Origin of the sequence: Deinococcus betulae, assembly GCF_020166395.1 — a bacterium.
Lineage (GTDB): Bacteria > Deinococcota > Deinococci > Deinococcales > Deinococcaceae > Deinococcus > Deinococcus betulae.
The window spans coordinates 39,634-64,548 of record NZ_JAIQXU010000025.1; the positions used below are offsets into that span (position 1 = coordinate 39,634).

Sequence of the window (24,915 nt, forward strand, 5' to 3'; positions counted from 1 at the left end):
GGGATGCGAACCGTGAAAGTTGCACCGTTGGTTGAGGACCGTGCAACGCGATTCCAAACCATCTTTTAGATGAGAACGGTGTGAGCCCGCTGACGCCGTCTAGAAGTCTCTCAGTGCCTCGTTCCGCTTCATAGGACGGCCTTGAAAAGCAAGTCCCCCGCGCCTCATGCAAGATGAGAGAAAATCTGTAACAATAGGAAAGTTGCGCTGCCAGGCGCATCCCGCTGGCTTTCGTTGGACGCCGTCCATTTTTTCCAGTTTCATTGGTTCTCTGCTCTGAAGTCCTCCCTGGGCTCTGGGCCGAAACGACTTCATCACCCCGCGCTTTTTCTGCGCGCCCTCTGCGGGGGCGCAGCACATCCGGAGGCTGTTCATGTTTAACCCCCCTACCCTGGAAGACCTGCAAGAAACCCGCCGCGCCAACGAGAAGCTGGTGCTGCGCGCCCTGGAAAGTAAACCCGAATGGGTTGAGACCGAACTGGCCAAGACCACCAGTCTGGCCCTGTCGCACCTGCGCGCCGCGCTGGCCAGCCTGCTCGACCAGGGCCGCGTGCGCCGTCTCCCCGGCACCGGCACCCGCGCGGTCTACGGCCTAGCTGACCCTGGCCTGGCCGACGTGCCGGCCACGCCCCTGACGAACGACGCCAAGAAGGTGCGCGATTACCTGGAAGGCCGCGCCGACAGCGCCCTGTACATGAGCGATCAGCTGCGCATGACCCGTGAAGACGTGATGGCGGCCCTGAGCCTGCTGAACGCCCACGGCATGATCACCTGCACCTTTGTGGGCAGCCTGGTGATCTTCCGCCTGAAAGAAACGCAGGCGCTGGGTCAGGAAGGCGCAGCCCCCGAGAAGGTCGCCACTGGCCGCAAGAAGAACGTCGCTTAAGCTGCCTGTCTGCTGACCCCTGCTCCGGCGGGGGTTTTTTGTTGGCTGGGATGAGCACGGTTCTAACCGGTCTTCTTATGGCACGTTGCGGAGTTGCTCAGTTGCTGCAGTGGCCGCTGCTGACAGAACCTGATGTCTGGAATACCTCTATGAGCCAGCTCACGGCCACGCCTACCTGCTTCCTGCCCGAACATCCTTCGTCTGGGTCAACGGTAGATCTGAAGACACTTTCAGCTCAAGTAAGCTGAGACTCAGCCCGCTCACGCCTCTCTCTACTGGCTGACCGGCACCTGACGGGCGACTGAGAAACCGTCTGGTATTCTGCGGGGCATGAAGCTTGTGCTGGCTGTGATTCAGGATGCCGACGCCACCGCGCTGGTGCGTGTGCTGTCGCAAAACGCCTTTGAGGTCACGAAACTGGCCAGCACCGGCGGCTTTCTGCGGGAAGGCAACACCACCCTGATGATTGGCGTGGACGACGCGCGCCTGGACGAACTCAAGCGGCATGTGCAGCGGACCTGCCGCACCCGCACCCGTCTGGTGGCCCCCAGCGTGCCGATGGGTGAGCAGAACGAAGGCTTGGTTAATGACCCGGTCGAGGTGCCGGTGGGCGGCGCCGTGATGTTCGTGATGGGCGTGCAGGAATTTGTAAAGGTGTAAGCTACTGGGCGTGCCGGGCCGCCTTCTGTCGTGGGGCGGCCCTCTTCTTTGGTCCAGATCTTGTACTCAGACACCCGGTTTGACCGGGGAAGATACAAGATGTAGACTCTCGTCACAGTTGCCAGGTGGCAACACTCCGCAGGAACTCGAGGGAAGTCCGGTCACGCCCCCAGCTGGGGTCTTCAGTCCGGCACGGTCGCGCCACGGTTTCAGTCCGAACGCTCGCCTCGCGGAGACCTCGCCCTCTTTACCGGCCCCCGCGTCAGGGGCACAAGGCGGTCCCTGCTCTGAACAGTCCATCACACACTGGTCTTCCCTGCCCTCTGTTCTGAGGCGCCCTGTGTCCCTTTACGTTCGGCCCTGCGTCACAGGGGCCGCGTCCCTGCCCTGTGCCGTACGAGGTCGTTCTGTCTACTCTGGCTTCCCTCTCCCGCCCCTTTACGGGCGAAACCCGCGTTACCCACGTCGTTTTTCCCGGCGATACCAACCACCACGGCACCCTGTTTGGCGGAGAAGCCCTGGCCCTGATGGACTCGGCAGCGTTTATCGCCGCCACCCGTTACTGCCGGCGTAAGGTGGTCACCCGTCACCTGGACGCTATGGAGTTTCGCCACGCCATTCCGCAGGGGTCGCTGGTGGAACTGGTGGCGCAGGTCACGCGCACGGGGCGCACCAGTATGACTGTGCTGGTCAACCTGTTCCGGGAAGACATGTACAGCGAGGGACGTGAACTGGCCTGCACCGGCACTTTTACGCTGGTAGCCCTGGACGACGCCGGGCAGCCGGTGGCCGTACCACCCCTGACCACTCAGGAGGCCGCCCATGCAGCTGGTCGTTGATTCGCTGACGGGCAACGTGCGCCGCTTCGCGCAGGCCGTGGCGCAGGCGGCCGGCGGCCTGACTGTGCAGGGGGTGCAGGAGGCCAGGCCGCAGGAGCCCTATCTGCTGCTGACCTACACCTTCGGACAGGGAGAGGTGCCCGCCAGCACACAGGCGTTTCTGCGACGCCACAGCAGTGGCCTGTGCGGCGTGGTCTCCAGCGGCAGTTACCACTGGGGCGCCAATTTTGCCCGGGCCGGCGCCCTGATCGCCGCCGAATATCGAGTACCGCTGGTCGCCCAGATCAACAAGAGCGGCACTGCCGCCGACCGCGAGCAGGTGCTGACCTGGCTGCGCGCCGCTGCGGCGCCCCTCCCCCACCCCCAAAGGACACCCACATGGACCCCTGGATTGAACTGAACAACCGCGTGCTGTCCGGCACGGCCGCCGACACCAGCCACGACCAGGCGGCCCTGAGCGCCTACCTGGAACAAAAGGTCGGCCCCAACACCCTGACCTTTCCCAGCCTGGCCGCCAAGATTGAGGCCCTGATCACGCGGGGCGTGTGGGACCCAGAAGTTTTTGCGCGTTACACGCCGGCCGAGGTGGAAGCGGTTTTTACCCGCGCCGAGAGCCTGAACTTCCGCTTCCGGTCTTTTATGGGCGCTTACAAGTTCTACTCTGAGTACGCCACCATGACGCCCGACCGAAAGGCCTGGCTGGAGCGCTACGAGGACCGCCTGAGTGTGACCGCCCTGGCCCGCAGTGAAACTGCCCAGGACGCCCTGGAACTGGTGGAGCATCTGGTGCGCCAGACCTTTACGCCTGCTACACCCACCCTGATGAATTCGGGCAAGGCGAACACGGGACGCCTGGTGAGCTGCTTTTTGCTGCAGGACTGCACCGACAATCTGGACTCGATTACCAAGACGCTCTCCTTTGTGGCCGAGCTGAGCAAGGGCGGCGGCGGCATTGGCGTGGAAGTCAGCAACCTGCGGGCGCGCGGCGAGTCGCTGCGCGGTATTCAGAACGTGACCAAGGGCGTGATGGGCGTGGCGAAGATGCTGGACAACATGCTGCGCTACGCCGACCAGGCCGGCCAGCGTCCCGGCGCTGGCGCCATCTACCTCTCAGTCATGCACGCCGACTTTCTAGATACTCTGAGTGCCAAAAAGATTGCCACCGACGAGGACGCGCGTCTCAAGACCCTGTCGGTGGGCGCCACGGTGCCGGACATCTTCATGAAGAAGGCCCGTGCGGGCGAGGACATCTACCAGTTCTACCCACACTCGCTGTATCAGGAGACTGGGCGCGAATTTACTTCTATTGACTGGACGCGCGAGTACGAGGCATTGGCCGCCAACCCGGCCATCCGCAAAAAGCGCGTGTCGGCGCGGCGCATCCTAGAAGAAATTGCGATTACGCAGGGCGAGAGCGGCTATCCGTACCTGCTGTTCGAAGGCAATGCCAACCGCGTCAACCCCATCCCCAACGTGGGCAGCATCAAGATGAGCAACCTCTGCTCCGAGATTTTGCAGCCCACACTCCCCAGCACCTTCCACGCTTACGGGCAGGAGCACCGCGACGAGGTGGGCCTGGACGTAAGCTGCAACCTCGCCTCGCTGGTTATTGAGCAGAGTCTGGGGAGCGGTGACCTGGGCCGCGTGGTGCACGCCGCCGTCAAGCTGCTGGACAACGTGGCGCGCTCCACTAGCATTCACGAGGTCCCTGCCGTCAAGCGCGCCAACGAGGAGATGCGGAGCATCGGCCTGGGCGCCATGGGCCTGCATTCCTTCCTGGCGAAGAACGAACTGATTTACGGCAGCCCCGAGGCGCTGGAATTCGTGGACGTGTACTTTGCGGCGGTGCACTACCATGCCCGCCGCGCCAGCATGGAACTGGCCCGCGACACCGGCTTCGTGTTCCGGGGCTTTGAGGGGAGCCGCTATCAGAGTGGCGAGCACTTTGCCCAGTATCTGACGCAGGACTTCCTGCCGCGCACGCCTGAGGTAGCGGCCCTGTTTGAAGGGCACCACCTGCCCACTCGCGAGGACTGGCAGGCGCTTGTGGCTGAGATCCAGACGCACGGCCTGGCGCACTCCTTTGTCATGGCGGTTGCGCCCACTGGGTCCATCAGCTACGTCTCGCACGCCTCGGCCAGCATCATGCCGATTACCGAACGGGTAGAAACGCGCACCAGCAACAAGGCCCGCACGGTCTACCCCATGCCGCACCTGGATGAACGCACCGAATGGTTTTACGAGGAAGCCTACGACATGGACCAGCGCCGCGTGCTGGACACCGTGGCAACGGCCCAAAAGCATGTGGATCAGGGGATTTCCTGCACGCTGTTCGTGCCCAGTAACGCCACCACCCGGAGCCTTCAGCGCTATTACCTGTATGCCTATGCGCGCGGCCTGAAAACCCTGTACTACACCCGCCTGAAGAAAGTCAGCATCGAAGACTGCCTGAACTGCGCGGTGTAAGACGGCGGCTCAGAGGCACGCCACTTTCTACCCTTCGCCACCTACAATCCACATCCCCAGAGGCCCCGCATGTCCCGCACCCCCTTTACCGCCACCAACTGGAGCGAACCCGAAGACAGTTTTTCGGTGACGTTCTACGAGAAATACACCTCTCAGCTGTGGTTTCCCGAGGAAATCCCGCTGAGCAACGACGCCCTGGCGTGGAAGGCGCTCAGCGACACCGAGCGCTGGACCTACATGCACGCTTCGGCGGGCCTGAACGCGCTGGACACCTTGCAGGGCGAAGTGGGGATGCCGGCCCTGCGGGGGCTGGTGCCGGGCCACATCCGCAAGGCCACGCTGCAGTTTCAGGGAATGATGGAAGATATTCACGCCCGCTCCTACAGCCTGATGAATAAGACGTTCCTAACAACCTTGGAGGAGCGCGCGGTGTTCACCTGGGTGGAAGCGCAGCCGCAGCTGCAATTCAAGATCGCTTTCATTCAGGATGTGTTTGCCGACCCTGATGAGAGCGACTTTGGGCTATGGCGCAAGATGGTCGTGTCCTGCATGCTGGAAACGGCGCTGTTTTACAGCGGCTTCTACTATCCGCTGCTGTTGGCTGGGCAGGGCCGCATGGTGTCGGCAGGCGAGATTTTTAACCTGATTATTTTGGACGAAGCGGTGCACGGCGTCTACGTGGCGCTGCTGGCTCAGGAACGCTTTGCCGTCCTGACCGACGCCCAGCAGGCCGAGGCGGTGGCCTGGTACGAGGCGGCGCTAGACACCCTGTATGCCAACGAACTGGCTTACACCGAAGTCCTCTATGGTGGCGTTGGTCTGACCGGCGATGTGGGCCGCTTTATCCGCTTTAATTTCAACGTGCTGGCCGACAACCTCGCCCTCCCGCGCCGTTTTAAGGACGAGGATGTCAATCCCGTGGTCCTGAACGGCATTCGCTCGCGCGGCACCACCCACGACTTCTTCAGTGCCAAGGGCAGCAGCTACGCCAAGCTGAACGTCGAGCCCTTGCAGGACGAGGACTTTGCCGAACTGTGGCCGCAGGAGGTTGCCGGTGTCCACTGAGCCGCCCTTCGTCCTCTTCACCCAGGCGGCCTGTCCCCAATGCGAAACCCTCAAGCGGATGCTGGCCCTGCCCCTGCGCGGCGCCTTTGACGACCAGATTGAGGTCGTGCACCGGCAGGAGCAGCCCGAACAGTTTGAGACCCTGGCGGAGACGTATCACCTCAGCCGCACGCCGGCCCTGCTTCACCGCCCCAGTGGAAAACTCCTGCTGGACACCGGCGGGCTGGGCGCTGTGAAGGCATTTCTACAGCAGGGCTGATAAGGATTTCACTTTATTACGGCACAACCGGGAGGGCACCATCTGCACCTCCATATTGCAGAATTCATATCTTCTCCTGCTCGCTCCGCTCGGATTAAATCGAGCGGAATGCCCGATTTAATCGGAGGCCGTATAAAAAAGTGGGAACAGCGTTCGGCTGCCGTTCCCACTTCCTACTCCCCACGCCCCACTTCCCTATTTCGTGTCGTACCAGTTGGGGCCCACGCCGACTTCCACCGCCAGCGGCACCTTCAGCTGCACGGCCCCCTCCATGATGGTCTTCACGAGGTCGGCAATCTGTTCGGCCTTGCCCCCCGGCGCTTCCAGCAGCAGTTCGTCGTGCACCTGCAGCAGCAGGCGGGCGCCCGTTCCCTCTAGCTTCTGTTCCAGACGAATCATGGCAAGTTTGATGATGTCGGCGGCCGTCCCCTGAATGGGCATGTTGTACGCCAGCCGCTCGCCCGCCTCGCGCAGCGTGCGGTTGGTGGCGGTCAATTCCGGGACGTAGCGGCGGCGGCCATACAGCGTTTCCACGTAGCCTTGCTGGCGGCCAAACTCCAGCGTGCGGTCAATGTAGCCGCGAATGCCGGGATAGGTCGCAAAGTACGTCTCGATAAAGCCGGCAGCGTCGGCGTAGGGAATGCCCAGGTCGTTGCTCAGACGGTGGGCGCTCATGCCGTATAGCACGCCAAAGTTCACGGTCTTGGCGGCGCGGCGCTGATTGGGCGTGACGGTTGCCTCATCCAGCCCCAGCACCTGCGAGGCGGTGCGGCGGTGAATGTCAGCCCCTTCCTGAAACGCCTGCTGCATCAGGGGGTCATCGGCGATGTGGGCCAGCAGCCGCAGCTCGATTTGCGAGTAATCGGCGCTGATCAGGCAGTAGCCAGGATCAGCGATAAAGCCCTTGCGAATCTCGCGCCCGGTTTCGCTGCGAATGGGGATGTTCTGCAGGTTGGGGTTCAGGCTGCTCAGGCGGCCCGTGGCCACGGCGCCCTGCGCAAAAGTAGTGTGGAGGCGCCCGGTCCTGGGGTTCACCAGACTGGGCAGCGGGTCCAGGTAGGTGCCGCGCAGCTTTTCTAGCTCGCGGTATTCCAGCAGGGCCGGAATGATGGGGTGTTCCTCGCGCAGTGGCTCCAGGGTAGCGACGGCGGTGGAGCGCTTGCCGGTCAGCTTGGTTTTCTTCCCACTCGCCAGCCCCAGTTCGTCGTAGAGCACCGCTTCCAGCTGGTCCCGGCTGCGAATCTGGAACTCGCGCCCAGCCAACGAATGAATCTGCGCCTCCAGGGTGGCCAGACGCGCCCCGGTCGACGCCGACAGCCCACGCAGATAGTCGGCATCCAGCCGCACGCCGCGCACTTCCATCTGCGCCAGCACACTGGACATGGGCACTTCCATCCCGTTGTAAAGCTCGCGCCGCGCCGCGTCCAACTGTGGGGGCAGCAGGTCCAGCAGCTGCGCCGTCAGAGCCGCGCGTCCGGCCGCGTCGTCGGGCCAGGGGACATTCAGGTAGCGGCTGCACACCGCGCTCATGGTGGTGTTGGCGGGGTCCAGCAGGTAGGCCATGAGTTGCGGGTCGTCTCCCGGCTCTACCTGAAGGCCCCGCACACTCAGGTGGGTGGCCAGCGCTTTGGCCCCAGCGGCCGTCACGCGGCGCTGACCCACGAACTCAGCCTCGTCCACAGTGGCCGGGAACTGCTGGCGCAGCTTGGCCGCCGCCTTTTCGGCGTCTTTCTGGATTTTGTCGGCCGCCTTCTGTTGGGCTTTGGTCAGGGGGACCGGCGCCGTGTCTGGGTCGTCAAACAGGCCGGTTGGTGGCGCGGCGGCCTCCGTCTGTCCCCATTCGGCTGGCTCCTGGGTGGGGGCCACGCGCACGGTGGCCTGCCCGTGCGCCTGCTCATAGGTGGCGGCGCCCACCAGGGCGGCCGTCAGGTCGTCTTCACGCGACAGCACGTAGCCCCACACCACGCCGCCGCGTGGGGTACGCCACTCGGCCTGGGTCACCTGCACCGCCGGCGCGGCGCTCTCCTCTGCGGGCGTTCCCTCCGCCGGGGCGGCGCGGTGCTGGGCGTCGTGCACGCTGTCGGGCAGCGCCGCCTCGCGGCCGTCCAGGGCCAGTAGGTCACGGCGCACCGAATGCAGTTCCAGCTCGCTCAGGAGTTCTTCCAGCCGCGCTGGATCGCCGGGCAGGCGGCCTGCGCCCAGTTCGACATCCAGGGGCAGAGTGGTGACCATACACGAGAGCTGATGACTGAACTGCACGGCTTCCTCAGAGTCCAATAGCTTCTGGCGGGTGCCGTCAGGCTTCAGGGTCCCCGCTTTGGCGGCGGCATAGATGCCCTCCAGGGTGCCGTACTCCTGAAGCAGCTTGGACGCCGTCTTGGGGCCAATGCCTTTGGCGCCGGGAATGTTGTCGCTGGCGTCGCCTGTCAGGGCGCGGTAGTCCACCCACTGCGCCACGGTCACGCCGTATTTTTCCAGCACCTCGGCCGGGCCAATCAGCTTGAAGTCGTTGGTAATCACCTTGACGTGGTCGTCCAGCAGCTGATAGGCGTCGCGGTCGCTCGTCACAATGCGCACCTGCATCCCGGTGCCCTCGGCCTTGCGGGTCAGCGAGGCAATCACGTCATCGGCCTCATAGCCCGGCTCTTCCAGACGCGGCAGACCAATGGCGTCCACCAGTTCCCGGATGCGGTTAATCTGCCCCGGCAAGTCAGCAGGTGTCTGGGCACGGCCAGATTTATACCCATCAAACTGCTCGTGGCGGAACGTCTTGACGGGCGGGTCGAACACCACGACCACCTGATTGCTTTTCTGCCGGGCCAGCCGCAATGTCAGGCGCAAGAACCCCACGATGGCGTTGGTCATTTCGCCCCCACTGTTGGACAGGGGCGGCAGCGCGAAATACGAGCGGAACGCCAGAGCGTGCCCGTCAATCAGCACCAGCGTGTCGGGAGCAGCGGCAGTCATACCGACCATTCTACTGTGAGCGTAATAGGCGTGGGCCGCGTGCAGTACGGCATGGAGCTTTAGTGAATACCGACGCTTTTCCCCAAGACGACCTAGGACCTCGGCGTGAGCTGAATGTTGTACACGATGCACGAGATACTGGTCAGTTGCCTTGCCAAGCACCAGGAAAAAACGTGTCTTTCAGGCTGTTCCATGCAAACGCCGCCGAGGGTGAGGCCAGGGCGGCGTGCGTGGTGGGACAGGAGTTTTAATCACCGGCCTGCAGGCCGCGCAGTGGAAGGTCTTCCTGCTCGCGCATCAGGGCGCGGTCTTCATGCGTCAGCGCCATAAAGGCAATCAGCATGACCAGGATGGTCAGGGCCGCCATGAACAGCAGAAGATTCATAGGCTTAGTGTGCGAGCCTTCTGCTCAGGCTCCATGACGCGACCCTCAAGAGGCAGTTACAGCTTCTTGACCGCATCTCAAGTCAACCCTGAGAGAACGCCCATGTTCGGCCGACAGCCAGAAAAGACCCCGCACGGGGCGGGGTGGCCCTTCACCGACTTCACCCGGTCGGTTTGAATTGTGGGTATCTGTAGCCTAGGCACCCAACGTGAGCCCGGCCTCAGGATTGCGTATGTCTGCTTTAGTTATTGAAGCATTCAAAATAGCGCATGAAGCTCTTTTTTATCAGCAGAGTGTCTGGCCAATAACTCCAAGGGGAGGGGAATTAAACGCAGGCTCAATCTTCGCCCTCTCTAGAAAGAGTCGGTTCTGAGCCACCTTTGGCCTTCCATCCCTTACCCGTGCATTAGGCAACCCTTGTCACCCCTATCAAGCCAGCGCCGCTAAGGTAGGGGGGCAACTCACCTGTTCCAAGCCTTTCCTCCCAAGGAGTGCCCGATGAAAGTGTTTGTTGCCACACTGACCTTGCTGACTCTGGTGGCCACTGTTCAGGCCCGGCCTTATCCAGACCAATTGGGCATCTGCTATGTGTTTGTCAGCGGCAAGGTGACGCAGCGCGCTCCCTGCGTGATCGGCACGGGGTAAGGTGCCGGCGCCCAGTACATGAGCCTGACCTTCGGAACACGCGACCACGCCATTGAATTCCCGAACAGTCGTCCTGACCTGCCGCCGACACTGGACGGCAAGGTCGCCCTGACTTACCGCCGAGACGCCACCTTCTTCAGCATTTTGAAAGGCAAGCCTCTGGAAGACGAAGAATATATGGACTGCATCAAGACCAAGGACGGCAAGACGGACGTGTGCTACTTCCGGCCGTCTTAACACGGCGCGCAGCAAGACTGTGGGTCTTCAGATCGCGGTGTAGAGCTGAACAGATCGCCTCCTGGCTGAGATCGTAGGCCGTACCTCTGCCGCTAGGCAAGGCGCCTGGCCGAGAGCATTGACAGCTCCTGCCTCGCTTCTGGAGGCCCTCTTCTCACCCAGCCACTAGGTTCGGGGGCCCATCTTCAGGCGGCCTGTAGGTGGGCTTGAGCGATACCCCATTCACCCGTCAACAGCCCGGCGCCCCCACACATACTGGGTCATGTCCTCCTTCCAGCCCAAACCTCTGAACGAGCAGGTCATGGTCATTACAGGCGCGTCCAGCGGCATTGGCCTGAGCACAGCCCGTGAGGCGGCGCGCCGTGGCGTGCGGCTGGTCCTGGCCGCGCGCAGCACAGAAGCCCTTCACACCCTGGTCGAGGAGATTCGCCGCGGCGGCGGGCAGGCGGTGGCGGTGGTGGCGGATGTCAGCCAGGAGGCCGATGTTCAGCGTGTAGCGCAGCAGGCTATAGAGACCTATGGCGGCTTTGACACCTGGGTAAACAATGCCGGCGTAGGCATGTACGGCAAACTGGAAGACGCCCAGGAAGACGACATGCGCCGCCTGTTTGACATAAATCTGTGGGGTGTGGTGCACGGCTCTCGCATAGCGCTGCGGCAGCTCAAAGCACACGGCGGCGTCCTGATCAACATGGGCAGTGTGGTGTCAGAACAGGCTATTCCGCTGCAAGGCTGGTACGCCGCCACCAAACACGCGGTCAAGGCCTTTACCGACGCCCTGCGCATGGAACTGGAACACGACGGGGCGCCAGTGGTGGTCACTCTGATTAAGCCGGGGCCTATTGACACGCCGTTTCCCCTGAACGCCCAGAATGATCTGCCGGTCAAGCCCAAGCACGTGCCGCCGGTGTATGCACCAGAAACCGTGGCGCGCGCCGTCCTGCACGCCGCCAGCACGCCTACGCGCGAACTGTACGTGGGGGGCGGCGGCAAAGGTATGGCGGCACTGGGCACCTTCGCGCCAGGCCTGACCGAGCGCGGCATGGCCGCCACCGTGATTCCCGGCATGCAGACCGACGAGCCGGCGCTGCCGCCCAACGCCAGTATCTTGCGGCACGCCACCGAGAACTTGCGTGAACGTGGGGACTACCCGGGCATGGTGCAAAAGATCAGTCTGTATACCGAGGCAGCGGCGCACTCACGCCTAATTGGGCTGGGTCTGCTGGGACTGGGACTGGCCGCTGTGGCCGTTCGGAGTATCAGACACCGCGCTTGAGCTGAAGGGGCGCCCCTCTGCTCATCGGCGTAGCTGCTCCGTGACTAGGGTGGCCAACCCCACGAAATAAGCCAGAGGCACTCAGCCTCCCCTTGCCCCCTATCCTCTGAACCTGCGAAGACGACTGCTTGTCCTCAATGAAGATGGGACCGGCCATGCAACAGAGGGCCGGTCTCGTCTCGGCTCTATGGGTGAACCGCTCAAGGATGAAGGACCCTTGCAACAGCCAGACCTGAGCGGGAAGGAACCTTCTCTCGAAAGAAAAGCCACGTCCCAGCCCAGGCTGCCCTAGCCGACCTCTACAGCAGCGGGCGACGGCGATGCACAAAACGCTGCTTTAACCCAAAGACCAGCGCACACAGCCCCACCACCAGCAGAGCGTCCAGGCCCAGCCGCTCCAGCCCTTCCCACGCCAGGTCCCAACGGGCCAGGCTCAGGGCCATACCGACCGTGGCGGCGGCTGGCATCAGGACCAGGGCCACGAGCGCCCCGGCAATCACCCGCTCTCGGTACGCCGCCATCACCACTGCGCCGGCCAGCGCGCCGCAAGCCGAGAACAGCACCTCAACGGCTGTCGGGTTCGCCAGGCGGGCCAATTCCGGGTTGCCCGTAAAGTCAGTGACTTCGACCACCCCAAGTAACCGCAGTCCCCAGAAACTCAGGCCCGCCACGGCAATAAATACGGCGTACCCCACAGCCGCTGACCACAGGCTCATGGTCAGTGCTTTGGGCTGGCGCACCACGAGGCCCAGCGCCACCTTGGCGAAGGGTTCAAACCCTGGCGCGACAATCGAGGCAGCCACAAAGGCCAGCACCTGCGGCGTGCCGCCAGACACCATGCCAATGGTCGAGAGCAGACCGCCCAGCGCCATCAACGCCATAAAGTTGGAGGTCACGCGAATCTGATGCCGCAGGCCGGCGGCAATCTCTTCCCACAGGGCTTCATCGACATCGGCCAGCACCTCGTCATGCGCCTGAGGGTCAAGAATTGCACTGAGTTCACTGGTGGTGGCGGAAAAATGGGGACACAGTTCCTCAACCTGTTTCAGAACGGCGTCGGCGCCGCGGTTCAGCACATGCGCGGTAAACACGTCACCCGGCGGCTTGAGAGAGGCGCCCCGGCTCAGGGTCAGGCTCACCACCGCGTCCATCTCGGCCAGGCGGCGGCTCAGTTCGTGGGTCCGGTCAGCCGGAACCGTGATGGTCATGGTGCGGTGCATGTGTCGTCACGCTACGCACCCCTCTGGCCAGCCAGCCTCTGCTCACCTGAAGCGCCTTTTATGTTTCGATATTGAGGGGCTGTATGCCAGACCAGCAGCTACAGAAGATGGCATTCACCTGGTAATGGCCTCCCCAGATCTCGTTCTGTCCTTTAGCTGACCGGCACTCTTATTAAGCCTTTGACGTGAGCCTTCAACAGTGAAAGACCCCGCGACGCCAAGCAAAAAAGGCGCCCACAACTCAGTGAGCGCCCTCAGAGTGTTGAAAAGCGAAAGCGTCTTAGCCGGTCTGGCCAAACTGCATTCTAAAGACAAACTTCGTCACGTCTGCCTTCAGGCTGTCAATCATCTCATTGAACATATTGGTGGCTTCAAACTTGTATTCGGTGAAGGGGTCGCGCTGGCCGTAGCCGCGCAGCCCAATCCCCTGGCGCAGGACGTCCATGCCGTGCAGGTGCTCTTTCCAGTGCTGGTCCACAACCTGCAGCAGCACGTAGCGGCTGAGGCTGTTAAGCATCGTGGGGCTGAGTTCTTCTTTCCGGGTGTCAAAGGCGTCGGCCACAGCCTGCAGCAGGGTGTCCTGGGCTTCGGCGGGACTCAGGGCCCGCAAGGCTTCAAAGTCAAAGTCTTCCAGGGGCGGCACCGCGTCCACCACGCCCGAGCGGAGGCCCTCGATATCCCAGGTCTCAGCGGCCTGCTCCACCGGCAGATGCGTGGCCAGCTGCATGTCCACGAAGTCGGCAATCATGCCCTCGGTGCTCTCTTCCACGTCGGCGTCTGGCCCCAGCAGCACCTCGCGGCGCTGGGCGTAGACCGTGTCGCGCTGCTTGCTCATCACGTTGTCAAACTCCAGCAGTTGCTTGCGGGTGCTGAAGTTCCGGTCTTCCACGCGGGCCTGCGCTTTTTCGATGGCCCCCGTGACCATCTTGGCCTCAATGGGCGCGCTGTCATCCATGCCCAGGCGGTCCATCATGGCCACCACGCGGTCGTTGGCAAAGAGGCGCATCAGGTCGTCTTCAAACGACACGTAAAAGCGGCTGCTGCCTGGGTCGCCCTGACGCCCAGCGCGCCCGCGCAACTGGTTGTCAATGCGGCGCGACTCGTGGCGCTCGGTGCCGATGATGTGCAAGCCACCGAGGTCGCGCACCTTCTGCCGGTCGGTCAGGATGTCGGCCTGAAGCTGCACAGCCTGGCGGGCAAAGTCCTCGGTCATTTCGGGAATCTGCATGGCAAGCGCCACGGCGCCCTCGTCCTGGCGGCTGACAGCCTTGATGAAGTTCTCGGCCTCGGGCGCAAAGCGGCTGATCCCAAAGTTCTGCTCGATGGCCTCGCCAATGATAAATTCGGCGTTGCCCCCCAGCATGATGTCGGTGCCGCGCCCGGCCATGTTGGTGGCGATAGTCACGGTGGTGCTGCGGCCGGCCTGCGCCACAATGCTGGCTTCCTGAGCCTCAAATTTGGCGTTCAGCACGCTGTGCTGCACCCCGGCTGCTTTCAGCAGGTCGCTCAGCTGCTCGCTGGTCACGATGCTGGCGGTGCCAATCAGGACCGGGCGGCCAGTGGCGTGCATCTCGATCACTTCCTGCACCACCGCGTTGTACTTGCCCAGGCGGCTGCGGTACACCAGGTCGTCAGAGTCCTTCCGCAGGATGTTCTTGTTGGTGGGAATCACCAGCACGTCGCTGCCGTAGATATCCAGGAACTCTTTTTCCTCGGTCTTGGCGGTGCCGGTCATGCCCGAAAACTTGTTGTACAGGCGGAAGAAGTTCTGGTAGGTAATCGTGGCGAGCGTCTGGTTCTCGTTCTCGATCTTGACGCCCTCTTTGGCTTCGATGGCCTGGTGCAGCCCCTCACCGTAGCGGCGCCCCGGCATCGAGCGGCCCGTGAACTCGTCGATAATGATGACCTCGCCCTCGGCGTTCACGATGTAGTCCTTCTCGCGCTGGTACAGCTCGCGGGCGCGGATGGCCTGGGTAATCATGTGGGCCTTGTCCATGTTCTCGGGGCTGTAGAGGTCACTCAGAGACAGCAGGCGCTCGATTTTGCCGATGCCGCCTTCCGTGAGGTGCACCTGCTTGCCCTTCTCGTCAATGGTGTAGTCGCCCGTAGGTTCGGGGCGCACGCCGGGCTCGGCAGGCTCTCCTTTTTGCAGGCGGCGAATCAGCTTGGCGTAGACGTAATACAGGTCGGTGGCCTTCTCGGCGGCGCCCGAGATGATCAGCGGCGTGCGGGCCTCATCAATCAGAATCGAGTCCACCTCGTCCACGATGGCGAAGTTCAGGGGATGGTCGGCGCGCAGTGACAGCGCCTCGCGGCTCTGGGCCATGTTGTCGCGCAGGTAATCGAAGCCCAGTTCGCTGTTGGTGACGTAGGTGATGTCGCAAGCGTAGGCGGCCTGCTTCTGAGCGGGCTGTAGTTCGCGGCTGGCCAGGCCCACCGTCAGGCCCAGGGTGCGGTACAGCAGGCCCATTTCTTCCATGCCCACGCGCGCCAGGTAATCGTTGACGGTCACGAGGTGGCAGCCCCGGCCTTCCAGGGCGTTCAGCGCCAGCGCCAGGGTGGCCACCAACGTCTTGCCCTCGCCGGTGCGCATCTCGGCGATGCGGCCCTTGTGCAGCGCGTAGCCCCCAATCAGCTGCACGTCGTAGTGGCGCTTGCCAATCGAGCGGCGCCCCGCCTCGCGGATCAGCGCGAAGGCCGGCACCACCACGTCGTCCAGGGACTCGCCGCCTTCCTGAACACGGCGGCGCAGGTCCATAAACGCTGCGGCGAGGTCGTCCACTTTCATGGTCTCTTCTTCCAGGGCACTCACGGGCTGCACAATCGCCTTGACGATCTGCGCCACGTCGCGCTGGTTGTTATCAAACATTTTGTTCAGGACACGGAACATGACAAGCGAGTATAACGCGCCTGGCCTGGCCACGCGGCTGCGATTTCAGTGAGGGGCGCATAAGCAACTTGAGCCGCCAGGGCTCAGGGACCATGAACAGCCGCTCTGGCCCCGGTGAAGGTGATGGGTATCACGCTCATAGAGTCACCCTATGCTGCGCCCATGATCAAGCCCGGCCTGCTGTTTTCTCTTGCCCTATTGCCCCTGCTCGCGTCCTGCGCGCCCTTAACGTCCATGCTGGCGAGTCAGGACGGCCCAGTGCCCCGCAGCGCCGGCCCGCTGACGGTGGGCCAGACGTGGACGGTCAGCGGCCCTGTCAGCGGCCGGACCGTGACGACCACCATCAATGTGCGCGACCTCGTGGAGGTGGCGGGCAGCACCGCCAGCGTGGGTGGGCGCGACCAGGCCGACGCCTTTGCGCGGGCTCAAGCGGGCTTTGGCGTGGCCACCTACAACAATGACCGCCGCACCCTGAACTTTGAATGGATTGGCGAGCAGGGCGAGCGCTACGTCTGTACCATCGACACGCTGCTGAGCCTGCCCTACGCGGGCCGCCTAACGCTGAAGCAGGGAGGCAACACGGCCACTGGCAGCTGCCAGGCCACCCTCAGCCAGCCCTGACCGACCAGATAGAGCTTTCGTGCCAGGCTTCTCCTCGCCGCAGGACGGGGGTGGAGGTGCCCAGCACCCGGTGCCCACCCTTGACCGCTGCCCGCACTATCAGGCGAGGATCAAGGGTGGGGTAAATAGTCTGGGCAAACTGGACCTCATCACGGACATCCAGCGTTTCGCCGCTGGCCACAGAATCGGTGCCCAGGGCCACCTCGACCCCGGCGACGGCAAACGCGGTCCAGGGAAAGGTGCCGCAGCCCAGGTGATAGTTGCTGCGCGGGCAGGTCACGACTGGGCTGCCCGCGCGGGCCACACGGGCAATATCGTCTGACGTGACGTTGACCATGTGCACCAGGGTCGGCCGGGCGGCCAGCACGCCCAGTTCGTCCAGATACCGCACTGGCGTCAGGCCTAGTTCGGGGGCACGGCCGATGATCTCGGCAAAGTCGGCGGGGTAGTAAGCCGGGAGGCGGTGTTCCCAGAGTGGGCCGCCGCCGGTTTCAAAGAGTTCTCCTTCGGCAGGATGTTCGGCAACGTGGATTTGTAGGGGCAGGCCCTCGCCCGCCGCGTAGTCGGTCACCAGGCGCATCAGGCGGTGACTGACCGTAAAGGGCGTGTGAGGCGATAAGCCCACGCGCAGGCCGCCGGGCCGTTCCAGGCGGCGCCAGGCCTCCACCTGGGCCCGTACCGCCGCGAAGCGTTCGTCCGCCTGCTCCGGGAAGGTGCCCAGCACCTCGGCGTACAGCACGCCGCTCAGGTCTTCACGGGGCAGCAGCGCGTCCATGACGCCTGGAATATTCACAATGTCGCCCACGCCACCGGCGCCCAGGGCTGCCAGCCGGTCAGCGCCGGCCACCGCGCCAGCCACCCCACGCCGCTTGCGCTGGGCGATCACGACCTCCGGCAGCCAGCGGAAGTAGGGCAGCGCCTGAAAAGCGTAGTCACTCATGTCGAGGTGGGTATGGGCGTTGACAGGCGGCGGCGCAATCACGCCGGGCACGCGTTCCTCGCGGGCGTGGGGGTAAGCGGCACGTAGGGCGTCCGGCGCGCCGGTGGCTGCCACCGTTTGCCCGGCCACCACCACCGCCCCTGGCGACTGGGCACCCCCCATCCCGGTGTACAGCACGTCGCAGACAAGGAGGCGGGGGGTCAGGGCGTCCGGCATGGTCATGGCCGCATGCTAGAGGCAAAGGGGACCGAATGGCAGCCTTTGAGGCCTGAGCCTGGCAGTTGCCGACCACCCTGAACTTGAGAGGCGATTGGCCTGACAAAACGCCAGCTCAGCACGAAGGAAGCGAGGAAACTTCCTCAGGATGAGACCAACAATGAAGTTACATCAGCTTGACCCAGATCTGTCTTTCTTGGTGGCTTCAGGGCATTTGGGTCAAAGAGGGCCTGCTGCCCAGCTGGCAAAGGGCTTACAGCTCTTCCGGTTCACTGGGCAGTGGAAGCTCTCTTACCTGCTCCATTTCATGAATCATTTTTGCCCTTCGTTGGCGCACCCTCACTCTTGACCCTCTTCAGTCTGCCGCGCAGATGGCATTGCGGCCGCTTGATTTCACGCGGTACAGGCGGCGGTCGGCCTCGCCCAGCAGCGCATCGAAGTCGTTGGCCTCGGTGTCGGCGACCCCAATACTCAGGGTGACGCGCAGCCCAGGACGCAGCTCACCCCAGGCGTGGGCGCGCACAGCCCCCTGCAGGGCCTGACAGCTGGCCCGCAGCGCGTCCTGCCGTCCTGGGCGCAGCATCACAAACTCTTCGCCGCCGTACCGCGCCACGATGTCCCCTGGCTCAGCCACGGCGCGCAGCATCTGGGCCAAGCGCTGCAAGACGGCGTCTCCCAGCTGATGCCCCCAGGTGTCGTTGACCCACTTGAAATGGTAGATATCCAGCATGGCCGCCGAGAGCGGGGTCTGCGCACTGCACAGTTCGGCCAGGCGGCCCCCCTCCTGAAACAGATAGTCGCGGTTGTGCAGCCGCGTCAGGCCGTCAATGCGGCTCAGTTCCCGGATACGGGCGTTCAGGGTTTGCAGGTCGCGCAGATGGCTCTGCAACTCGGCGGTGTAGCGCTGCTGCTCCTGGGCTGCCGCCTCCAGGTGATGAAAGCGGTGCAGCACGTCCAGCATGCGGAAGCCCTGTCGGCGCTCGGCGTGGTGCAGCTCGCGTTCTAGGGTCAGCACCTCGCACAGCGACGCCACCGCGTCCTGATGCTGTCCCAGCGCCGCCTGGGCCTCGGCCACCCGTTCGAGCAGGGTGGGCAGGCTGCCGTTGACTCCCAGGACGCGCGCCGCCGCCACCGCTGGCGTCAGCACGGCCAGCGCAGCCGCTGGCTGGGCACCCACACTGAGCGCCAGGGCCGCTGTGATGTGCAGTTCGGGGTGGTCGTGGGCCGCGCACAGCTCTCGCAAGTGGCGGCGCGCCCGCTTCACCCGCTCAGGCTGATCCAGCGCCCGCGCCACCGTGAGTTCCTCGGCGTAGGCGGCGGCGGCCAGGGCCGGATGCTGGCCCAGCAGCGGGCAGGCCAGCACCTGCTCCAGCGTGGCCTGCGCGGCCGACAGGTCGCCAGCTTCGCGGTCAAAGCGGACCAGGTGCAGCTGCGCCACCGCCGCCGCATACAGGTTGCCCAGCGCCTGAAAGGTCTCCAGGGCGCCGGCCACATGGGCGCGGGCCCGGACCGGGTCGCTGGCCCGCAACGTCACCCCCAGATCATGCTGCGCGATGGCGGTGCATTCCGGGTCCCCCACCACGCGCGACAGGCCCAGCTGTTCCTCGTACAGGGCAGCGGCCTGGTCGCGCTGGCCCAGGCGACTGTGCAAGGCCGCCAGCAGATTCAGGGCGCGCATCAGCCAGGGGCCAGCCGCCTGCGCGCGCAGGTCCAGCAGGGCGGCGCCCACCTGCGACACGGCACGGCTCAGGTGCCCGGCCCGCCAGTTGAGGTAGGCGAGCAGCACCCCTGCTTCGGGGCTCGGGTGACCGTCCACAAATCGCCCGTCCGTCTGAGCCATCTGGCGGGCGAGGTCCGGGGCCGTGTCCCGCAGCGACCAGGCGTCTTCCAGCAGGGTCAGCGGCTGTTGAGGGGCAAGGGCGAGGGCCGACATAGATTCGTTCAGCGTAAAACGGCCCCCCTATCCCGCGCCGTTACCCTTTGTTGAGCGTGCAGTCAGTCAATCTTCATTCCTTCGGCCCAGTCCGTTCACCGGACTGAAGGTCACTGCTCTATGCTGCCCGGCGATGCGCCCCGAACTGCTGGCCCGCGTGCTGACCCTGCTGCCCGACCAGGCCGCCCGCCCAGAACTGCGCGACTACTACGCCCTGCTGCGCGACTACCCGCAGCGGGGCGGCAAGGGCATTCGCAGTGAGCTGCTGCTGGCCAGTACCCGCGCCCACGGCGTTCAGGAAAGCGGCCCAGACTGGGAAGCGGCCCTGTGGCTGGCCGCCGCCCTGGAACTGTTTCAGAACTGGGTCCTAATTCACGACGACATCGAAGACGACAGTGAAGAGCGCCGGGGCCAGCCCGCGCTGCACCGCCAACACGGCGCCCCCCTGGCCATCAACGCGGGCGACGGCCTACACGCCTATATGTGGGCCGCTGTTCACCGCGCGGGGGTGCCGGGAGCCATGGAGGCCTTTCTGGACATGATTCATCGCACCGCCGAGGGCCAGCACCTTGACCTGTGCTGGGTAGAGCGCCGCGAGTGGGGCCTGCACGAGGCCGACTATCTGGAGATGGTGCGCCTGAAAACTGCGTACTACACCGTCGTGGTGCCGCTGCAACTGGGGGCGCTGGCGGCTGGCACTGCGCCCCACGACGGCTTTACGGCGGCCGGGCTGGCGCTGGGCACGGCCTTTCAGATTCGGGACGACGTGCTGAACCTGCAGGGCGACCCGGCCAAATACGGCAAGGAGATCGGCGGCGACCTGCTGGAAGGTAAACGCACCCTGATTGTGCTGCGCTGGCTGGAAGGCGCCCCGCCCGCACAGCGCGAGGTGTTTCTGGACCAGATGCGCCGGGACCGCCCGGCCAAAGACCCGGCCCAGATTGCCCAGATTCATGCCTGGCTCCTGGCCAGCGGCTGCGTGACCGGCGCCCAGACTTTCGCTGACCAACAGGCGCAGGTGGGCTTGCAGGCGCTGAGCGACGCCCTTGAGGGCGCGCCGGACCAGCAGGCCGCCGCCGAACTGCTGGGGACAGTGCGGACCCTCGCCAGCCGCGAGGCCTGAAGGGCTCATTGGGCGGTGGCGCCTGGCTCTGAGAACTGTCTTTGCTGGGCTACGTGCTACTCGCACCGAAAGCCCAGAGCGGCGCCTCCCCTACCCCGGACCCTCAGGACACCAGGGTCAGGGCGGTGCGGGCGAACTCTGTGAAGGCGCGGTTGAGGGCGCGGATGGCGCCGTCCACAGGCTCACCGCCCCGCAGATAGAGCCCTGCATTGAACTCAATTCCGAAGGCAGGAACACCACTGCGCCGGCTGTGGTTGAGGCTCAGGGTATCGGTGGCCCACGGCTCACCAATCGTCACGCGCGGGTCGGGGCTGGCCGCAATCACCTCAGCAAAAGCTGTTTCGCAGGCGTGGCGCAGAGCGTCCCACTGCGCGATTGGGAAGCTCGGCGCGTCGGACGTGCCGGGCATCAGGCAGATCGCCGGCCGGGGCGTACCGGTGTCGTGGCTGAGCGCCGGCCCACTGGGCGCCATGCTGTGGCCCACAATCATCAGGCGGGCGCCTGCCAATTCGGCCGCCACCAGTGCATCAAAGGTGTCCCAGAGGCGGCGCAACCGGGCCTCGCGCGCCGCCTCGGTCAGCGTGAATCCGGCCGGATAGAGGGACTGACGGTCAAACCCAGTCAACTTGAGGACGCCGTTGTCCACCCGGTCATCCCGGTCGCGGTTGAGGTCAGCGGCAAAGCGGCTCCAGGGGGCATTGGCGTGGCGCGCGCCAGGCACGTGGTACAGCAGGTCGGTGTAGGGGTCGCCGTCCAGAAAGATGCGGCGCAAAAAGGCCTCGCGCGTGGGGGCGTCAAAGGCGGCCTCACCCAGCATGTCGCGCAGCACGTCGGCGGGCAGGTGGCCAGACGAATGCGGCGTGACGATCAGCAGGGCGTCCAGGTCAGGCGTCATGTGCCGAAGATACGGCAAGGGCCTGGCCTATCTGGGCCACAGGCGGTTCATCCAGCCCGCCGGATTGGTGCCCTCACCGCGCACCCGGATTTCCAGGTGCAGGTGGGGACCGGCGCTCAGGCCGGTGGTCCCCACCTCGCCCAGTTTGTCGCCCCGGCTGACCTTCTGGCCGACCTTGGCCGTCACGCGACTCTGGTGGAAGTACAGGCTGGTCACCCCGGCGCCGTGGTCAATGACCACCAGGCCGCCACGCACGGGGTAGCGCCCGGCGATCACCACCGTGCCGTCGTTGACCGCCAGTACGGGTGTGCCGCTGCGCGCCGGGTAATCGGTGCCAAAGTGGTAAGCCACCGGACCACCCGCCACATAGGTGCGCGGCTGCCCAAACGAGCTGCTAGTGGGCCTGACCCCCTCCAGTGCCGGGGCGAAAGGCCGGGTCCAGGCCTGCGTGGTGCGCCGGGCATAGGCCTTTTCCACCAGCGCGTCTTCTGCCTGCCGGGCGGGGTCCTGCAGCACCCCACTGATGCGCGCAGGCAGATTCAGGTGCTGAATAGGCTGCTCCAGGCTATTGACAGGGATACGCCCACGCACCAGCGCCCCGTCCAGGGTCACCTCGTACACCACCGGGGTGGTCTTGCCCAGCACCACCCGGCCCGGCACGGCGTATTCGCCCGCCGCGCCGATGGGCTTAAGGGCCTCGGCAGGCTGGCGCACATCCTCGCCCACCTCACTGGGAAAACGGACGGTGGCCTGCCCGGCCCGCGCGCCGCTTAAACGCAGCACGAACGCCTCGCCCATGCGCAGGCTGGCCGGCACTGTGATGTTGACGCCAGCAATGCGGACGGTGGACGGTGTGGGGGCCAGTTGCGCGGCGGGTAAAGGTGCGGGCCGGGCGGTCAGGGCCGGTGTGGGGGCCGCCGCACCAGACAGCTGCAAGGTCTGGCCCACTTCCAGCGTGGTGCCCTTCAGGCTGTTCAGGCGCACGAGGGCCTCGACAGTGGTGCCGCTCCGCCGCGCAATGGAATACAGGGTGTCGCCAGGCTTGACGGTGTAGGCCGCCGCGCCGCCCACCAGGAGCAGGGCGGCCAGCAGGGCAGTGCGGCGCATCATGCCGCGCAGGATAAACCGCATGCGTGAGAGGACAGGAGGGCCACCCATTGGAAGCCTTTGCGGCAAGGCCGCCATTGACGCAGGCAAACGGGCGTGGCGGCCGTGTTCCAGTGCAGTGCCGGAGGCTGGGCGCCCAGATCCCACCGCAGCCCCCAGGGCACCTGGGAGGCACCCCTGGCCTCAGGATGGACCTGACCACCATCCGCCCACAGCTGGACGCTGGACTGCGGCATCCTGAACGCCACTGCCCCGCTGGCCTCTGTAGGCCCTGGTGTACAACAGGTTTGATGAACCCCGACAACAGAGCGGTCATTACCCGGTGGCATGAAGTGGTAGCGCCAGCCACCGTGGCACTGGGACCCAGAGGCGCCGCGACCCTCAGTCCCGCCGAGTTTGCCGGCTGGATTCAGCGCTCGGGGATTCGGCTGGTGCCGCTGGCGTGGCACCCTGTCAGCGACCGTCTGATGGCCGTGGAGCAGGACGCCACCTGGCCAGACAGCGAGGCGCCGACCAGGGTGGCGACCCTATTCCGGGTGACGAACGGGCGGGTCTCAGCGGCCCTTCGCCTGCCGGACCTTCAGGCCGCCCTGGAGTTGGGCGCTGTCTACCGGGAACTGGCAGCAACTGAAACGTTGACCTGAAGAGGTCGCCAGCCACAGATGAACTGAGTGGGACGAGGGGCGAACACAGCACCGCACCGCGCACCTGGCGCGTGTGGAGAGAGGCATCAGAACCGCGCCTGTGTCGCCCCCGACCCCCTTAACCGACTGCCCGCTTCACCAGTTCGCTGATTCTGGTCTCGTGATCGGCAGTCAGCTCGGTCAGGGCAAAAGCGGTGGGCCAGAGGGTCCCGTCATCCAGGGCCGCCGCGTCGCTGAAGCCCAGGGTTGCGTAGCGGGCCTTGAACTTCTGCCCACTCTGAAAGAAGCAGACCACCTTGCCGTTTTTGGTATAGGCGGGCATGCCGTACCACAGGCGGGGTGACAGGACCGGGGCGCTGGCCAGAATCAGCGCGTGCAGCCGCGTGGCCAGGTCGCGGTCTGGCTCTGACATCTCGGCGATCTTGGCCAGCACCTCGGCTGTTTCATCAGTCTTTGCCCCGCGTGGGCGGCGGGCTTCGCGCTTCAGTTCGGCAGCGCGCTCTTGCATGGCGGCGCGTTCGTCCTCAGTAAAACCGGCTGTGGCGGCGGCTTTCTGACGTGTCTTTTCCGGCATAGAGGTCACTCCTTGTTGAAGAGGTCGCCGTTCATCCCTGGATGAAGCAAGCGAGAACACAGGACGCTAGGGCGGCACTGGCGCAGTTCTGGTGCTGTTCTAGAACCTAAAAACGCGACCTGTGAGCGGCGAGGGCTTTAGCGGCGTTCCTGAATGCGAATCAGGTTGCCAGCGGGGTCGCGGAACGCGCAGTCCCGCACACCATACGGCTGCTCTGTCGGCTCCTGAACCACGTCAGCCTGGGCCTGCAGGCGCTCAAAAGTGCTGTCCAGGTCCGGGGTGGCCAGCACCAGGGCCGCGTAGGTGCCCTTGGCCATCATCTCGGCAATGGTGCGCCCCTCATCTGGCGTCACGCCTGGGGTGGCCGCCGGCGGATACAGCACGATAGACACGCCGACCTGCTGGACCGACCCCACCGTAATCCAGTGCAGGCCGCCGTATTCCACCTGGCTGTGAACCTCAAAGCCCAGGGCGTCCCGGTAGAAGGCCAGTGAGGCGTCAGGGTCGGTGTGCGGCAGAAAAGTCTGGTGAACGGTCAGGGTCATGCGGTTACTCTAGGCCGGGTCCAGCGGCCAGCGCTTCTCGATTCCTGACCGGCCGCGTGACCTGCTTGGCCACGCAGGGCGGCAGGCCCGCACTCGCGCCGGCACGGGCGCGGCGGTAAGCACTGGGCGACATGCCCACCAGCTCGGTAAAGCGGGTGCTGAACGTCCCCAGCGACGAGCAGCCCACCGCAAAACAGACCTCGGTGACGCTCAGGTGCCCCTGCTGAAGCAGCGCCATCGCCCGTTCAATGCGCCGCGTCATCAGGTAGGCATACGGCGACTCGCCATACGCCCGCCGGAAGAGACGACTGAGGTGCCCGCCCGACATATTGACGCTGCGCGCCAGCGCCTCCACATCCAGCGGCTGCGCGTAATCACGGTCTATCCGGTCACGTACGCGCCGCAAGCGCACCAGGTCACGCAGGGGCAGCGGAAGAGGGTTAGGAGAGGACATGTGGATCTATTGTTTCATCCCAGGTCACCCAGACCAGAAGAGGGGGCCGTCACTAGCTGTACTTCGGG

General features: G+C 64.6%; 24 protein-coding genes. 13 read left to right on the forward strand and 11 right to left on the reverse strand.

Annotated elements, in window-relative coordinates; all coding sequences use genetic code 11:
• The first annotated feature begins 373 nt into the window (after nucleotides 1-373).
• From K7W42_RS16910 to K7W42_RS16940, 7 genes are all read left to right on the forward strand, one after another.
• Nucleotides 374-886, forward strand: coding sequence for a transcription initiation factor IIE subunit alpha family protein (locus K7W42_RS16910; RefSeq protein WP_157459283.1), 513 nt, complete (start codon nucleotides 374-376; stop codon nucleotides 884-886).
• 330 nt (nucleotides 887-1,216) lie between these two features.
• On the forward strand, nucleotides 1,217-1,546 hold the full coding sequence (locus tag K7W42_RS16915) for a cyclic-di-AMP receptor (protein WP_224576032.1): 330 nt from the start codon (nucleotides 1,217-1,219) through the stop codon (nucleotides 1,544-1,546).
• A gap of 389 nt (nucleotides 1,547-1,935) precedes the next feature.
• A complete protein-coding gene (locus K7W42_RS16920; RefSeq protein ID WP_224576035.1) occupies nucleotides 1,936-2,385 on the forward strand; it encodes an acyl-CoA thioesterase in 450 nt (149 codons plus the stop codon).
• Nucleotides 2,369-2,785 carry a class Ib ribonucleoside-diphosphate reductase assembly flavoprotein NrdI gene (nrdI, locus tag K7W42_RS16925; protein WP_224576038.1) on the forward strand — a complete coding sequence of 139 codons (417 nt, stop codon included), beginning with the start codon at nucleotides 2,369-2,371 and terminating at the stop codon, nucleotides 2,783-2,785. Before K7W42_RS16920 ends, nrdI begins: the two co-directional genes overlap by 17 nt.
• Nucleotides 2,764-4,851 carry a class 1b ribonucleoside-diphosphate reductase subunit alpha gene (nrdE, locus tag K7W42_RS16930; protein ID WP_224576040.1) on the forward strand — a complete coding sequence of 696 codons (2,088 nt, stop codon included), beginning with the start codon at nucleotides 2,764-2,766 and terminating at the stop codon, nucleotides 4,849-4,851. Before nrdI ends, nrdE begins: the two co-directional genes overlap by 22 nt.
• Nucleotides 4,852-4,920: 69 nt before the next feature.
• On the forward strand, nucleotides 4,921-5,916 hold the full coding sequence (locus tag K7W42_RS16935) for a ribonucleotide-diphosphate reductase subunit beta (protein ID WP_224576043.1): 996 nt from the start codon (nucleotides 4,921-4,923) through the stop codon (nucleotides 5,914-5,916).
• A complete protein-coding gene (locus K7W42_RS16940) occupies nucleotides 5,906-6,175 on the forward strand; it encodes a thioredoxin (RefSeq protein ID WP_224576045.1) in 270 nt (89 codons plus the stop codon). The genes K7W42_RS16935 and K7W42_RS16940 overlap by 11 nt, the downstream gene beginning before the upstream one ends.
• A 195-nt stretch (nucleotides 6,176-6,370) precedes the next feature.
• On the opposite strand, the gene polA is transcribed toward K7W42_RS16940, so the two are convergent.
• Nucleotides 6,371-9,142: a DNA polymerase I gene (gene polA / locus K7W42_RS16945; protein ID WP_224576047.1), complete on the reverse strand. Its 2,772-nt coding sequence runs from the start codon at nucleotides 9,140-9,142 to the stop codon at nucleotides 6,371-6,373.
• A gap of 247 nt (nucleotides 9,143-9,389) precedes the next feature.
• Nucleotides 9,390-9,527 (reverse strand): hypothetical protein, encoded by a 138-nt coding sequence (locus tag K7W42_RS16950; RefSeq protein ID WP_157459290.1) that lies wholly within the window; start codon nucleotides 9,525-9,527, stop codon nucleotides 9,390-9,392.
• A gap of 498 nt (nucleotides 9,528-10,025) precedes the next feature.
• Here K7W42_RS16950 and K7W42_RS16955 point away from each other — a divergent pair, with 498 nt between their 5' ends.
• The 3 genes from K7W42_RS16955 to K7W42_RS16965 all read left to right on the forward strand — a co-directional run bounded on the left by K7W42_RS16955 (nucleotide 10,026) and on the right by K7W42_RS16965 (nucleotide 11,685).
• Nucleotides 10,026-10,172 carry a hypothetical protein gene (locus K7W42_RS16955; RefSeq protein ID WP_224576049.1) on the forward strand — a complete coding sequence of 49 codons (147 nt, stop codon included), beginning with the start codon at nucleotides 10,026-10,028 and terminating at the stop codon, nucleotides 10,170-10,172.
• Nucleotides 10,173-10,190: 18 nt separating this feature from the next.
• Entirely contained in the window at nucleotides 10,191-10,409 is a 219-nt protein-coding gene (locus tag K7W42_RS16960) for a hypothetical protein (protein WP_224576050.1), read from the forward strand.
• Nucleotides 10,410-10,671: 262 nt separating this feature from the next.
• The gene (locus K7W42_RS16965; protein ID WP_224576051.1) at nucleotides 10,672-11,685 is read left to right on the forward strand and encodes an SDR family oxidoreductase; all 1,014 of its coding nucleotides are present in this window, start codon (nucleotides 10,672-10,674) and stop codon (nucleotides 11,683-11,685) included.
• A gap of 299 nt (nucleotides 11,686-11,984) precedes the next feature.
• On the opposite strand, the gene K7W42_RS16970 is transcribed toward K7W42_RS16965, so the two are convergent.
• Nucleotides 11,985-12,905, reverse strand: coding sequence for a DUF389 domain-containing protein (locus K7W42_RS16970; protein ID WP_224576052.1), 921 nt, complete (start codon nucleotides 12,903-12,905; stop codon nucleotides 11,985-11,987).
• Nucleotides 12,906-13,185: 280 nt separating this feature from the next.
• A complete protein-coding gene (gene secA / locus K7W42_RS16975) occupies nucleotides 13,186-15,795 on the reverse strand; it encodes a preprotein translocase subunit SecA (protein WP_224576053.1) in 2,610 nt (869 codons plus the stop codon).
• A gap of 162 nt (nucleotides 15,796-15,957) precedes the next feature.
• Between secA and K7W42_RS16980 the strand changes: the two genes are divergently transcribed.
• Nucleotides 15,958-16,416 (forward strand): hypothetical protein, encoded by a 459-nt coding sequence (locus K7W42_RS16980; protein WP_224576054.1) that lies wholly within the window; start codon nucleotides 15,958-15,960, stop codon nucleotides 16,414-16,416.
• Here K7W42_RS16980 and K7W42_RS16985 read toward each other — a convergent pair.
• Together K7W42_RS16985 and K7W42_RS16990 are read right to left on the reverse strand one after the other, a co-directional pair.
• Complete coding sequence (locus tag K7W42_RS16985; protein WP_224576055.1) at nucleotides 16,403-17,578, reverse strand: amidohydrolase family protein; 1,176 nt, start codon at nucleotides 17,576-17,578, stop codon at nucleotides 16,403-16,405. The genes K7W42_RS16980 and K7W42_RS16985 overlap by 14 nt on opposite strands.
• Nucleotides 17,579-17,927: 349 nt before the next feature.
• Nucleotides 17,928-19,505, reverse strand: a complete 1,578-nt coding sequence (locus K7W42_RS16990; protein ID WP_224576056.1) for a diguanylate cyclase — start codon at nucleotides 19,503-19,505, stop codon at nucleotides 17,928-17,930.
• A 133-nt stretch (nucleotides 19,506-19,638) separates the two neighbouring features.
• Between K7W42_RS16990 and K7W42_RS16995 the strand changes: the two genes are divergently transcribed.
• Nucleotides 19,639-20,628, forward strand: coding sequence for a polyprenyl synthetase family protein (locus K7W42_RS16995; RefSeq protein WP_224576057.1), 990 nt, complete (start codon nucleotides 19,639-19,641; stop codon nucleotides 20,626-20,628).
• Between the two features lie 103 nt (nucleotides 20,629-20,731).
• Here the strand turns inward: K7W42_RS16995 and K7W42_RS17000 are convergent, their stop codons facing one another.
• The gene (locus K7W42_RS17000) at nucleotides 20,732-21,523 is read right to left on the reverse strand and encodes an N-formylglutamate amidohydrolase (protein WP_224576058.1); all 792 of its coding nucleotides are present in this window, start codon (nucleotides 21,521-21,523) and stop codon (nucleotides 20,732-20,734) included.
• 27 nt (nucleotides 21,524-21,550) lie between these two features.
• Nucleotides 21,551-22,633 carry a M23 family metallopeptidase gene (locus K7W42_RS17005; RefSeq protein ID WP_224576059.1) on the reverse strand — a complete coding sequence of 361 codons (1,083 nt, stop codon included), beginning with the start codon at nucleotides 22,631-22,633 and terminating at the stop codon, nucleotides 21,551-21,553.
• 287 nt (nucleotides 22,634-22,920) lie between these two features.
• On the opposite strand from K7W42_RS17005, the gene K7W42_RS17010 reads away from it, so the two are divergent.
• Nucleotides 22,921-23,274: a hypothetical protein gene (locus tag K7W42_RS17010; RefSeq protein ID WP_224576060.1), complete on the forward strand. Its 354-nt coding sequence runs from the start codon at nucleotides 22,921-22,923 to the stop codon at nucleotides 23,272-23,274.
• Nucleotides 23,275-23,392: 118 nt separating this feature from the next.
• Here the strand turns inward: K7W42_RS17010 and K7W42_RS17015 are convergent, their stop codons facing one another.
• The 3 genes from K7W42_RS17015 to K7W42_RS17025 all read right to left on the reverse strand — a co-directional run bounded on the left by K7W42_RS17015 (nucleotide 23,393) and on the right by K7W42_RS17025 (nucleotide 24,847).
• Nucleotides 23,393-23,848, reverse strand: a complete 456-nt coding sequence (locus K7W42_RS17015) for an iron chaperone (protein WP_224576062.1) — start codon at nucleotides 23,846-23,848, stop codon at nucleotides 23,393-23,395.
• 137 nt (nucleotides 23,849-23,985) lie between these two features.
• A complete protein-coding gene (locus K7W42_RS17020; RefSeq protein WP_224576064.1) occupies nucleotides 23,986-24,393 on the reverse strand; it encodes a VOC family protein in 408 nt (135 codons plus the stop codon).
• Between the two features lie 4 nt (nucleotides 24,394-24,397).
• Complete coding sequence (locus K7W42_RS17025) at nucleotides 24,398-24,847, reverse strand: helix-turn-helix transcriptional regulator (RefSeq protein WP_224576066.1); 450 nt, start codon at nucleotides 24,845-24,847, stop codon at nucleotides 24,398-24,400.
• Nucleotides 24,848-24,915: the final 68 nt, after the last annotated feature.

Excerpts from the sequence above, each read along its gene's own strand:
- K7W42_RS16910 (WP_157459283.1), top strand. The coding sequence starts at position 374 with ATGTTTAACCCCCCTACCCTGGAAGACCTGCAAGAAACCCGCCGCGCC.
- K7W42_RS16915 (WP_224576032.1), top strand. The coding sequence starts at position 1,217 with ATGAAGCTTGTGCTGGCTGTGATTCAGGATGCCGACGCCACCGCGCTG.
- nrdI (WP_224576038.1), top strand. The coding sequence starts at position 2,369 with ATGCAGCTGGTCGTTGATTCGCTGACGGGCAACGTGCGCCGCTTCGCG.
- nrdE (WP_224576040.1), top strand. The coding sequence starts at position 2,764 with ATGGACCCCTGGATTGAACTGAACAACCGCGTGCTGTCCGGCACGGCC.
- K7W42_RS16935 (WP_224576043.1), top strand. The coding sequence starts at position 4,921 with ATGTCCCGCACCCCCTTTACCGCCACCAACTGGAGCGAACCCGAAGAC.
- polA (WP_224576047.1), bottom strand. The coding sequence starts at position 9,142 with ATGACTGCCGCTGCTCCCGACACGCTGGTGCTGATTGACGGGCACGCT.
- K7W42_RS16950 (WP_157459290.1), bottom strand. The coding sequence starts at position 9,527 with ATGAATCTTCTGCTGTTCATGGCGGCCCTGACCATCCTGGTCATGCTG.
- K7W42_RS16955 (WP_224576049.1), top strand. The coding sequence starts at position 10,026 with ATGAAAGTGTTTGTTGCCACACTGACCTTGCTGACTCTGGTGGCCACT.
- K7W42_RS16960 (WP_224576050.1), top strand. The coding sequence starts at position 10,191 with ATGAGCCTGACCTTCGGAACACGCGACCACGCCATTGAATTCCCGAAC.
- K7W42_RS16965 (WP_224576051.1), top strand. The coding sequence starts at position 10,672 with ATGTCCTCCTTCCAGCCCAAACCTCTGAACGAGCAGGTCATGGTCATT.
- K7W42_RS16970 (WP_224576052.1), bottom strand. The coding sequence starts at position 12,905 with ATGCACCGCACCATGACCATCACGGTTCCGGCTGACCGGACCCACGAA.
- secA (WP_224576053.1), bottom strand. The coding sequence starts at position 15,795 with ATGTTCCGTGTCCTGAACAAAATGTTTGATAACAACCAGCGCGACGTG.
- K7W42_RS16980 (WP_224576054.1), top strand. The coding sequence starts at position 15,958 with ATGATCAAGCCCGGCCTGCTGTTTTCTCTTGCCCTATTGCCCCTGCTC.
- K7W42_RS16985 (WP_224576055.1), bottom strand. The coding sequence starts at position 17,578 with ATGACCATGCCGGACGCCCTGACCCCCCGCCTCCTTGTCTGCGACGTG.
- K7W42_RS16990 (WP_224576056.1), bottom strand. The coding sequence starts at position 19,505 with ATGTCGGCCCTCGCCCTTGCCCCTCAACAGCCGCTGACCCTGCTGGAA.
- K7W42_RS16995 (WP_224576057.1), top strand. The coding sequence starts at position 19,639 with ATGCGCCCCGAACTGCTGGCCCGCGTGCTGACCCTGCTGCCCGACCAG.
- K7W42_RS17000 (WP_224576058.1), bottom strand. The coding sequence starts at position 21,523 with ATGACGCCTGACCTGGACGCCCTGCTGATCGTCACGCCGCATTCGTCT.
- K7W42_RS17005 (WP_224576059.1), bottom strand. The coding sequence starts at position 22,633 with ATGATGCGCCGCACTGCCCTGCTGGCCGCCCTGCTCCTGGTGGGCGGC.
- K7W42_RS17010 (WP_224576060.1), top strand. The coding sequence starts at position 22,921 with ATGAACCCCGACAACAGAGCGGTCATTACCCGGTGGCATGAAGTGGTA.
- K7W42_RS17015 (WP_224576062.1), bottom strand. The coding sequence starts at position 23,848 with ATGCCGGAAAAGACACGTCAGAAAGCCGCCGCCACAGCCGGTTTTACT.
- K7W42_RS17020 (WP_224576064.1), bottom strand. The coding sequence starts at position 24,393 with ATGACCCTGACCGTTCACCAGACTTTTCTGCCGCACACCGACCCTGAC.
- K7W42_RS17025 (WP_224576066.1), bottom strand. The coding sequence starts at position 24,847 with ATGTCCTCTCCTAACCCTCTTCCGCTGCCCCTGCGTGACCTGGTGCGC.